Source organism: Roseivirga sp. UBA1976 (genome assembly GCF_002336325.1).
In the GTDB taxonomy this organism is placed as follows: domain Bacteria; phylum Bacteroidota; class Bacteroidia; order Cytophagales; family Cyclobacteriaceae; genus Roseivirga; species Roseivirga thermotolerans.
Window position 1 is genome coordinate 1,139 of record NZ_DDDQ01000122.1, and the last position, 10,688, is coordinate 11,826.

At 41.8% G+C, this 10,688-nt stretch carries 9 protein-coding genes and 2 rRNA genes; 1 reads left to right on the plus strand and 10 read right to left on the minus strand.

Annotation, left to right across the window (positions count from 1 at the left end):
• Together B3763_RS12085 and B3763_RS12090 are read right to left on the minus strand one after the other, a co-directional pair.
• The coding region (locus B3763_RS12085; RefSeq protein ID WP_286746782.1) for an ABC transporter permease at positions 1–1,070 on the minus strand (1,070 nt) is incomplete at its 3' end.
• A gap of 20 nt (positions 1,071–1,090) precedes the next feature.
• On the minus strand, positions 1,091–2,569 hold the full coding sequence (locus tag B3763_RS12090; RefSeq protein WP_189630080.1) for an efflux RND transporter periplasmic adaptor subunit: 1,479 nt from the start codon (positions 2,567–2,569) through the stop codon (positions 1,091–1,093).
• A gap of 336 nt (positions 2,570–2,905) precedes the next feature.
• On the opposite strand from B3763_RS12090, the gene B3763_RS12095 reads away from it, so the two are divergent.
• Positions 2,906–3,673 carry a class I SAM-dependent methyltransferase gene (locus tag B3763_RS12095; protein ID WP_286746786.1) on the plus strand — a complete coding sequence of 256 codons (768 nt, stop codon included), beginning with the start codon at positions 2,906–2,908 and terminating at the stop codon, positions 3,671–3,673.
• Here B3763_RS12095 and B3763_RS12100 read toward each other — a convergent pair.
• From B3763_RS12100 to B3763_RS12135, 8 genes are all read right to left on the minus strand, one after another.
• Positions 3,652–4,632, minus strand: coding sequence for a glycosyltransferase (locus B3763_RS12100; RefSeq protein ID WP_286746788.1), 981 nt, complete (start codon positions 4,630–4,632; stop codon positions 3,652–3,654). The genes B3763_RS12095 and B3763_RS12100 overlap by 22 nt on opposite strands.
• On the minus strand, positions 4,632–5,612 hold the full coding sequence (locus B3763_RS12105; RefSeq protein ID WP_229838625.1) for a glycosyltransferase family 2 protein: 981 nt from the start codon (positions 5,610–5,612) through the stop codon (positions 4,632–4,634). The genes B3763_RS12100 and B3763_RS12105 overlap by 1 nt, the downstream gene beginning before the upstream one ends.
• Positions 5,593–6,096 carry a DUF4199 domain-containing protein gene (locus tag B3763_RS12110; RefSeq protein WP_189630077.1) on the minus strand — a complete coding sequence of 168 codons (504 nt, stop codon included), beginning with the start codon at positions 6,094–6,096 and terminating at the stop codon, positions 5,593–5,595. Before B3763_RS12110 ends, B3763_RS12105 begins: the two co-directional genes overlap by 20 nt.
• Positions 6,097–6,211: 115 nt before the next feature.
• Positions 6,212–6,754 carry a DUF4199 domain-containing protein gene (locus B3763_RS12115; protein WP_286746793.1) on the minus strand — a complete coding sequence of 181 codons (543 nt, stop codon included), beginning with the start codon at positions 6,752–6,754 and terminating at the stop codon, positions 6,212–6,214.
• Complete coding sequence (locus B3763_RS12120; RefSeq protein WP_286746795.1) at positions 6,751–8,010, minus strand: dihydroorotase; 1,260 nt, start codon at positions 8,008–8,010, stop codon at positions 6,751–6,753. The genes B3763_RS12115 and B3763_RS12120 overlap by 4 nt, the downstream gene beginning before the upstream one ends.
• Position 8,011: 1 nt before the next feature.
• Complete coding sequence (locus B3763_RS12125) at positions 8,012–9,994, minus strand: BatA domain-containing protein (RefSeq protein ID WP_286746798.1); 1,983 nt, start codon at positions 9,992–9,994, stop codon at positions 8,012–8,014.
• Positions 9,995–10,190: 196 nt separating this feature from the next.
• A 5S ribosomal RNA gene (gene rrf / locus B3763_RS12130) occupies positions 10,191–10,302 on the minus strand.
• A gap of 106 nt (positions 10,303–10,408) precedes the next feature.
• Positions 10,409–10,688: ribosomal RNA gene (locus B3763_RS12135) — 23S ribosomal RNA — on the minus strand; the annotation flags it as partial.

Sequence of the window (10,688 nt, forward strand, 5' to 3'; positions counted from 1 at the left end):
AACATAATATTCATAATACCGATACCACCAACTAGCAATGATATAGCTGCAATAGCCGCCAATACAATATTGAATATATTTTGAGTTCGCTGTTGTTGCTTAAGTAGCAATTCCGGAATAGTGATTTCAAAGTCTACCACACCGTAGTGCCTACGCTCTAACATACGCGCCAGAACATCGGCTGTAGGGTTGAGTTTAGCAGACTCTTCTACCTGCACTACCAAACGGTCAATCTGATGATAATTCTTTGGTTTGTCATTAGACGAATCGTTTCCCCCACCTGAAATAGAAATCATACCTCGGAAGCCGCCAAAAATTTGAATGCTTGATCCAAAGCTTTTCTTTAAACCGGAGCCGGTTACCAAGTCGCGGTTGATGTAACGAATGAGCACCGTTTGAATAGGTGTATAAACATCCATGTTATAATCTCGAATTCCGAGGTTGTTAATGGCCTTTTCAGAAATAAAACGCTCCTTGAGTACACCAATCACTTTTAACCATTGGTTCCCCACTTTGATTTGCTGTCCGATGGGGTTCTCGCGAGGGAAAAACTTGGAAGCAATGCCTTTTCCAATAATGCAAACAGGCATTCCGAGCCTAAGCTGTTTCTCGTTGAACATTTCGCCATCGAGCAACTCAAAATTGGCCACTTCAAAATAAGCAGGTTCAACACCTACCAACTTAGAGCTTCTTCTGATCCCGTTTTTAATAATGTAAGTCTCTAAAAGAATCTCAGGGCTGAGTTTCTTAACACCGGGAATGGTATTTTCAATGCTCTCTACATCGAGTAATTTAAGTCCGGGAGAAAACTTCTTTTTGTCTTCATCGTCCGACTCGCCCAACTTTTGTTCTACCTGCTCTATGTTGGGTTGTACAATAATATTATTGACTCCCACCAATTCGATCTGCTCCAGGATTTCGTTCTGCGCTCCATTTCCGATCGCTAGCATGGCAATAACTGCTGCTACCCCGAAAATGATACCCAACGCTGTCAGAAGCGATCGCACCTGATTGGCCAACACTGCTTCTAAGGCAATGTAGAAATTGGAAAGTAAACTCTTTTTATTCATGCGATTTAGAGTTTTGGGGCTTATCGGTTAGGCTGTCCTGATCGGGCGGCACCTTCTCTACCTGAAGAACCGCCTTGAGGGCGCTGACCACCTCTCATCATGTTTTGCAGTTGAGATGGGTCTGTTATTCCCCGGTCTTTCAATCGTTGAATCATTTCGGGAGACATTGGCTCTCCATTAGGCAACACCCATTTAGAGGCATCGTCCAAAGAGTTTTCAGGATCTGTAGTCTCGTACTTCTGATTTCTCTTGCCATTCAACTCAGGCAATAACTTAGGTTCTTTACCCTCAATGTTGTCAGGACGACTTAGGTATAATACCTCGCCCGGCTCAACACCCTTCTCAATAACAGCTTCGTTGCTATTGGTTAGCCCCACTAGCACTTCTTGCAAGGTGCCATTCTTTTTGATCACGTAGTTAATGGAGTCATTGTAGGTATTAAGACATTCCAATGGTACGTATACCACATCTGTGAGCTTCTGAGTGATAATAACATTGCTGGTTGTCATGGCTGGTCTGAGGTCGCTGTCTCTTTCGTTTACCCTTACCACAACTTCAAATACCTTAGCGTCAGAGTTAGGGTTTTGTTGTCCAACTCGGGCAACTCTGATTACGCGTCCGGTTAATTTCTTTTCAGGAAAAGCGTCCAAACCAATTTGAACTTCTTGTCCCACTTTTACTTTTCTGATATCTACCTCGTTGATGTATGTTGTAGAAATCATGCTGGAAAGGTCGGGCAACTCGGCTACTTCTGGGTTCCAAACATTTATTTGTGAGCCCTCAACAATTCGTTCGCTTCCCATTTTGGTATAGATAACCATTCCGGCCTGAGGAGCCAGTATTCGGAAATCTTCCAATACCTTTTGCATATTATCATAGCGCGACTGACGTCTTCTCAAATCGGCCGTCTCTTCAATCATCTTTGCTTTGGCCTGCTGAATTTTGAGTTGATATTCTTCCAGCGCCCGGTCTTTATCGCGCTTAAGCTTTTCTAACTCATTCTCATATTTCTTGATGGTGGCCGGTGGTTCATACTGCGATTGCTCAAGTTGCAATTGCTTCTCTTCAATCTGATAGTCCAGATTAATAAGTTTATCGCGCTCACTTCTAAGAGTTAGTGCAGTATCGATTTTGGCGTTGTCGAACTCGGCAATTTGAGCATCCAGCTGTTCTTTCTCTTGCTGGATTTTATCATATAGCTCACTAGGGTCTAATTGGGCCACAAAGTCGCCTTCTTGAACCTGGGTGCCTTCTTCTACTAATCGCTGAACTGTAATTTGACGAATACCATACTCTCTGGCATTTATTGGCCCCATGATTTTGGTCGACCTTTCAGCGGATAATTCACCGGTTGTCGTAACCTCTACAGTAAAGGAGCCTTTTTCTGCTGTTGCGAACAGCGCAGGACCTTCTTCTGCCGAAGAGGGATTGAACACTGTGGCAGCAACAATAATGGCTGTTACTACAACTAAGGCGAAAATGGTGAGTTTCTTTTTCATGACTCTTTTGTCTCTACTTAAAATATGTTGGCGAAATTATGTTTATTCTTGCTGGATTTTCATCCACCTAAAAAACTTTAGCACCTCTAAAATAATTAGAAAGTGCGCCTTTTACAGCTTTTAACAAGCTATGGTGTAAACTGCCTCCTTTTTTATTTGTTCAACACCACAGATTGCCAAAGGCTCATATTTTTAGATGTTTTAAAGGGTTTAATGGTTTAATAAAAATTTACCCATTTATAGGAGCGGTAAATAAGCCTCATTATTTGAAGCATCAATGTTTGGATGGACTTAGGCCAAAAAGTATTGATTTCTATCTTTGACGAAACTTAGACCATGAAGAAGCTCATAAGTTTAACCCTAAGGTTTGTACCACGCAGGTATCTGCAATACTTCAGCCATTATATTCTCCGATTTGTGAGTCTCTTTATGCGCGGCAATAATGTGGAGTGCCCTATTTGCGAAATAAAATACCGAAAGTTTCTTCCTTATGGCCGGCTAAACCCAAGACCCAATGCCTTGTGCCCGGACTCTCTTTCGCTGGAACGGCACAGACTCATGTGGCTCTATCTTAAAGAAAGAACCAGTTTTTTTAACGCTCCTCATAAATTGCTTCACATAGCTCCGGAGCTTTGCTTTATAGATCGCTTTAAATCAATGGAGAATCTGGACTACACCACTGCCGACCTGGAATCTCCACTGGCCGATGTAAAGATGGACGTTCATGATATTCCCTTTGAAGACAATACCTTCGATGTGGTTTTTTGTAATCATGTAATGGAACACGTAGAAGATGACATCAAGGCCATGTCTGAGATTTATCGTGTATTAAAAAAGGGAGGCTGGGCCATCATTCAATCTCCACAAGATTATAGCCGCTCTACAACGCTCGAAGATCCCAACATTACCGACCCCAAAGAACGTGAAAAGGTATATTGGCAGGCCGACCACGTAAGACTCTATGGCCTTGACTATGGCCAACGCCTCCAAAAGGCAGGGTTTACGGTAAAAGAAGATCGTTTTGTAATGGAACTGCCAAATGAAATGGTAAGGCGCTATGCGCTCCCAGCTAATGAGATTATTTATTTCTGTGCAAAAAACTGATTTCCTCTAGGCCTTATCACTTCTGCAACTATCCCCATTCCATAAGCATATAGCTGAATGAATGAGGTAACAATACTAAGCACCCCCACTCTAAGACTTTTGTTCTTTACAACACTATGTAAGAATATGGCCAGATAATAAAACATCAGAACAAATGCCCCAAGTTTAAACAGGCTGTGTGAGTAGAACAGCGTGGAGAACCATCCATAAATTATAAATACAAAAAAGAGTGGCAATAGGTGAATTAACTTCATTTCTCCGGGCCAAAAGCGGTTTACATTGACTCTGGCTCTTCCAAAAAAATGTAACTGCTTGTAAAATTGGCTTAGGCTTGTTCTTCTTTTATGATATACATAGGCCTCTGGAATAAGTGACGTCTTAAAGCCTGACTGGAGTATTCTTATACTAAACTCAATATCTTCTCCCATCCGGGTTATTTTATAGCCACCCGTGGTATCGTAAACCTTACGGGAAATACCCATGTTGAAACTGCGAGGATGAAATGTTCCTACATGTTTCTTATTCCCTCGAATTCCTCCTGTAGTTAGAACGGAGGTCATGGAATAGCTAATTGCTTTCTGTAAACTACTGAACGAGGTGTGGGCTTTATCCGGCCCTCCAAAAGCATCTGCCGGCTGCTTTTCTAAAAAGCGATTAACCGCATCAAAATAGTGTGGTGGCACAATGCAGTCAGAGTCAAAAACAATAAGGTAATCGCCCGCAGCCTTATCAAAACCAAAGTTTCGACTAAAGCCTTGCCCGCTGTTCTCTTTAAAATAATACCGTACCCTGAGCGTATCCGAAAAAGAGTCCGCCACGGATTTACAAGTCTTAGTTGAACCGTCTTCTACAAGGATTACTTCAAAGTTCTTATAGGTTTGTTGAACGAGCGAGTCTAAAAGCTCTTTAACCTCATCCGGACGGTTATATACCGGAACGATCACAGAATAATAGTGCATTACTCAACCCCTATGGTTTGGTCTATGATGTAGTCGTTTTTACGATGGTTGTTCATAACCATCATTTCTCCAATAAACCCGGCCAAAAAAAGCTGTACACCAATTATAATGGCCGCCAGCGATAAAAAGAACAACGGTTGTTCAACTACATCTCTGTAGTCTGTTGTATGGATAATATAAATTGCCCTAAGCTTCTCCCATATAATCCATAGCACCATGAAAAAACCGGCTAGAAAAGACAATGTACCAAGGGTACCAAAGAAATGCATTGGGCGTTTCTTATACTTGCTTACAAATGAAATGGAGAGCAAATCGAGAAACCCATAAATAAACCTTTCCAAACCAAACTTGGTCTTTCCATATTTACGCGCTCTGTGCACTACTTCTTTCTCGGTTATCTTTTCAAAGCCATTACGCTTGGCTATTACCGGAATATAGCGGTGCATTTCTCCGTATATCTCCAGTGTTTTGACCAATCGATAATCATAGGCCTTAAGCCCACAGTTAAAATCGTGAAGACGAATACCTGAGAGTATGCGAGTAACCCAGTTGAAAAACTTAGATGGCACTGTTTTGCTGATGGGGTCATGACGCTTCCTTTTCCAGCCCGACACCAAATGATTCCCATCCTTAATCATACGATAAAGTTCTGGAATCTCGTCCGGACTATCTTGCAAATCGGCATCCATGGTAATTACAACCTCGCCCGAAACAAATCTAAACCCCGTATTTAAGGCTGCCGATTTACCATAGTTTCGGTTAAATCGAATGCCCTTGATAGGGTATGTACCTTTCAACTCTTCAATCACCTTCCACGACCCATCACGACTACCATCATCGACCAAAATCACCTCATAAGAAAAGCCATGTGAGTCCATCACACGGCTTATCCATTGAATCAATTCGGGAATTGACTCCTCTTCATTAAAGAGTGGTATAACTATCGAAATATCTATCAAGCTAGAATTCTTCGGCTTCATTCTTTGTAACTGCAGCAACAATTGCCCCAAAGATTAGGCCTGCAAAGATAGCCGAAATTATGCTGGCTATTACCAAAAACTCAGCCGTATTAAAGAACTCAACCCAATCGGGCACCGGTTGATTTGGATCAGGAGCTGGACCAAACGACTGATTAGCTCTCTGTTCTTTCAAGAAATCCATATAATCCGGGTCGATCATTACATATACATACTGAAGCACGGATCTCACAATTCCACCAATAAAAGTAACCCACATGGAAACAGAAAATCCTTGCCCAAAAGACATGAATCCTCCATTTTCGGCCTTAAAGTTCTTACAGGCCAATACCAATGCTGTAATTACAACACCCCAGCTAATTGGTATACCGGCAAAGCCTAAATCTAACCGGGCTGCCGCACTACCAATAAAAATCATAGCGCTAATTAGCCCAAATATGAGACCGTATTTACGACCAACAGCACCTGTTGTTATTTGCTCTTCCATAATTTTTGATTATAAGGTTGATATCTAGAAAAATACTTATTTATCTCAAGTTTACCTACAAATGATAAAACTGCATAGGTTTTTACTTGAGCGACAGATAAACCGGATTAGCGAATTATTTCGGCCGTTGGGTTCTAAGTACAATTGAAAAAATAGGTGTTAAAAATAAACCAATGATCACCTTTTTAACGAAGGCATCGAAAATCAGCGAACCTTTGGTTATCTCTTTAATGCCATCTAATTGTTGTTGATAAAACTGCTCCGGGTTTTCCTTTACACGACTCATCATTAGTTCTTTCATTCCTTCAATCTCCTCCAACTGCACAGCTTTGTAAAGTTCAAAGTAGCCGGGCTCTATCCACAACACAAACAGCATAATAAACAGGGAATAAATAATCCCTATAAACACATAACTTAAAAAACCAATGGACATGCCATGATAAAACCGAAGCTCTCCTTGATTGTAACGAACCTTGAACTCGCGTATAGGAAGCACACAGAAAAAACCAACAATTACTATATCCAATAAGAACGAAACAAGGTTTCTCCAGGGCTGTTGGTCCAAGTAATAGAAGACTACGAAAGACAATACCGCCAACAAGCCTCCGGCAATACCGTAGCGAATACCAAGCTTGGGAATAATGGGCCTTACTTTCATATGTCGTTCAAAACAAGTTGACCATTATTGATAATCCCGAGCACTTTGCCTTTGATAGTCTGGCCAAATAAAGGTGAAGCAACCGATTTTGACTTATTTGTATGGTCATTCATTGTCCATTCGTCATTATTGAAAAGAGTAAGACAGGCACTCTCCCCTTCTTTGATCTGGGGCACTCTCAGTTGTAGTAACTTTCTAGGCTTTGAAGTAAAGAGTTCTATGGAGTCAAATAAAGAACCTCCCAAAGCCTCACTTACAACCCCAAAAAAGGTTTGTTGATTGCTCGATCCGAAATCGGCCAAGTCAAACTCCAGTTTTTTACTCTCCTCATCATGAGGAATGTGGTCAGACACCAAACAGTCTACCGTTCCATCCAATATTCCGTCTAACAAGGCCATACGGTCTGTTTCTGTCCTGTATGGAGGGCTCACTTTAAGAGAGGTGTCATAGTCTTGCAAGTCTTCATCCGTAAACTTCAGGTAGTTTACCCCTACATCACAAGTCACGTTCAACCCTTTTTTCTTAGCCACTCTAATCAACTCCAGGCCTTCACCCGAAGAAACCAAACTAATGTGTAGTCTCCCCCCTGTATACTCCAACAGATTCAAATCTCTTTGAATCATAAGCGTTTCAGCAAGAACAGGTATACCTTTAAGGCCCATCAATGTGCTCACTTTACCTTCATTCATATGTCCAAAGGAAGAAAGCATTTCATCTTCTGCCTTGTTAATCAGCAAACCGTTAAACTTCTGAAGATATTGTAAGCCTTTGAGCATGATGTCCGAATGCCATACAGGACGCAACCCATCACTAAAAGCTTGGGCTCCTGCAGTGTGCAAATCGATCATTTCAGTCAATTCCTTGCCTTCACAACCCAATGTAAGAGCAGCCATTGGGTGCAATTGCACAGCCGAACTCTTATTCCACTTATGATAATATGAAACAGCATTTTTTGAGCTAATCACAGGTGAGGTATTTGGCAAAAGAAGCACGTCAGTAAAGCCTCCTGAAGCTGATACCGCAGCTCCTGATTCCAGATCTTCTTTGTGTTCATTTCCCGGATCTTGATAGTGCGCTCGCATGTCCATCCAGCCAATAGAAACACAAAGACCATCAGCTTCAATAATTTGGCCTTCATACTCAATATTATCGGCAATTGTTTTAATGATGCCGTTGCTAATGAGAAGGTCTTTATGCTGAAGGTGAAAAGAAGAAGATTTGTCGATTATTTGAGCGGAACGGATTAGAAACTCCATGCTACAAATATCGGATTAAAATTATTTCTGCAAAAAGAAAAAACAGTGCGGCAATTAAGAGTTGAGCCCATAAAGACTTGCCCACCACTCCAGCCTCTAAAAAGCGTGAGGCTGAGTTCTCCTCATTGAGGTCGATTACCGTTATTTGGTCGTAACCATTTAGTTCAGTCAAAACTTGTCTGTCAATTGGAGAGATATTCGATTCCGATTTAGGCACATTAAAGGCTATGGTACCATAAGATTCCCCTTCAACCGTAATCGAATAGTGCCCCGACCGAACAACACCTTTCGGAATCTCAAAAATAATTTGTCCACCAAGCATCCTCTGGTCAGGAGTAATTGCACCATCTTGCCCCTCAAAAGTCACCACCTTGCCAATAAGCTCATCCTGGTTTGGATAAAAGATGGTCTCCTGGTCGGAATAATAGTAAACCTTCGACAGGCTGGCCTGGCTACCAAGTGCCAGCTTATACATCACCGGTACAAAAAGAGCATGGTTAGTATAAGAGGTATAACTTTCGTTAAAAGGAGAAGTATAGAAAAACAAATTGCCCGTTCGGCTCACCTTGGCCAAAAAACTTCTTCCGTTCTTAAACGTAAGATAGTCCAGCTCGCTATTAAGTAACCGCCATGACACGGAAGCTTCTGGCATCTCAATACGCTCATCGGGCTCCTCGAACACTCCATCAAATATCGGGTTCTCAAAATCCGGCTGATTCAGTTCAACTCTTTCGGCAATATCTGAAACAACTTGTATTCCTAAACGTGAAAGATCACTAGACCTGGTATTCCTATCTGGCACAACTATTACGCTGCCCCCTTCATTCAATCGATTTTCTAGAGCGTTCACCAACTGATTTGAAAATTCAGTCAGCTGATTAACAACAATTAGGTTAGCAGAAGATAATACTTCGTTATCCAGAAATCGTGAGTCCATTCTAACAAAGTCAAACATTTCGTTCTCGCTATAGAGTGCCTGTATAAACGAAGGAGAAGATGAGTCAAAAATCTCAATTACTTTGATCTTATCTAGAGCATTAATCGATAGATAAAAAGAATTATCGAAGAGTAGACCTGAATCATCAATCTCTACCAGAACACGCTCAAGACCTGCCGTTCCTTGTGGAATCTGAAACTCATGATCTTGAATTAACTGATTACCAAAATCTATTTCGGCAGTCCCAAAAAGCTGTCCATCAATATTGAGCTTCAAGTTAACTACCTGCTCATCCCTGTAGTTTCTTCTAACCTTAAGTTTTAACAAATTAGAAAAAGAACCTGAAAGAAAGGTGTTCTCCAAATAAGCGGTATCTATATATACATTAGAGACTTCTTCAGGTATTATGGGCACTATATAATAGTTATTACTTGTGTCCATACGGATAGCTTCAAAATCAAACTTATTCTGAAAATCAGAAAAGAGATAAATATCCCCTCTTAACCCTGCTGCACTAATTCGTGTCCCAACTTCTGACAAGGTTCTATCGGCTTCAATCTGCTCCAACTCAGTCAGCTGTTCAGAAACAGACTCCTTGGAATATTCTAGACCCAGAGAGTTTCCATAGCCATTTTCCAGGAGATGAAAGGAGGTGCCATCCGGATAGGCCAAAATAACATCCGATGCCTCCCTAACCAGCCGGTTAAAGTCATATTCACTATCCGTACCGGACAGGCTCAAAGAATTATCTAAGTATAGTATAACCCTCTCTTGAAGGGCCAAATCATCATCTCCATCCTTCAGTGTTGGCCTGGCAAAGGCAAGCACTAATAGTGAAACAGCTAATATTCTACACACCAATATCAGCAACTCTACCGGCTTTCTCTTAGCCGAACTCTCCTCCTTCACTTTCTTTAAAAAGGAAACATTTGGAAAGTACTGTCTCTTCGTTCTCCTAAGATTAAAAAGGTGAATTATGACAGGTATCAATATGGCAAACAACCCAAACAACACATTTGGAGCCAAAAATATAAGCTGAGCATTCATATTCTACTTTTCTATTACTAGTAGTGAACGCAAACTAGCGAAATAATTTATGCTTACTACACTAGTCTTTTAAGTAGCCTGACAAGAAGTATAAGCGGGTTTATATAGTGCGAGTGTGATATGGAGTTGAGATAGGGTATGTTTAAAAAATAAGGGCATAAAAAAAGGGACCCTTTGATAAGGATCCCTATAATAAGATCGGCAGCGACCTACTCTCCCACCTGTAAGGGCAGTACCATCGGCGCAGGCGGGCTTAACTTCTCTGTTCGGGATGGGAAGAGGTGGGCCCCGCCGCCATAGCCACCTTAGAATCTTTGACCTTCAGCCCATGGCTCTCGGTCTATATTTTCCACCTACGGCTTTCACCGGGTGGTGACATTTCAGTTGTAAGAGTATCACACCACAAAGACTGGCTACGGAAAGTTTACGGGTAATTAGTACTGCTCGGCTCTGACATTCCTGCCCTTGCACCTGCAGCCTATCAACGTCATCATCTCTGACGTCCCTTAAAGGAAGTCTCATCTTGGGGGGAGTTTCGCACTTAGATGCTTTCAGCGCTTATCTCTTCCTGACGTAGCTACCCAGCAATGCACCTGGCGGCACAACTGGTACACCAGCGGTCAGTCCAACCCGGTCCTCTCGTACTAAGGTCAGGTCCCCTCAAACTTCCAACGCCCACAACAGATAGAGACCG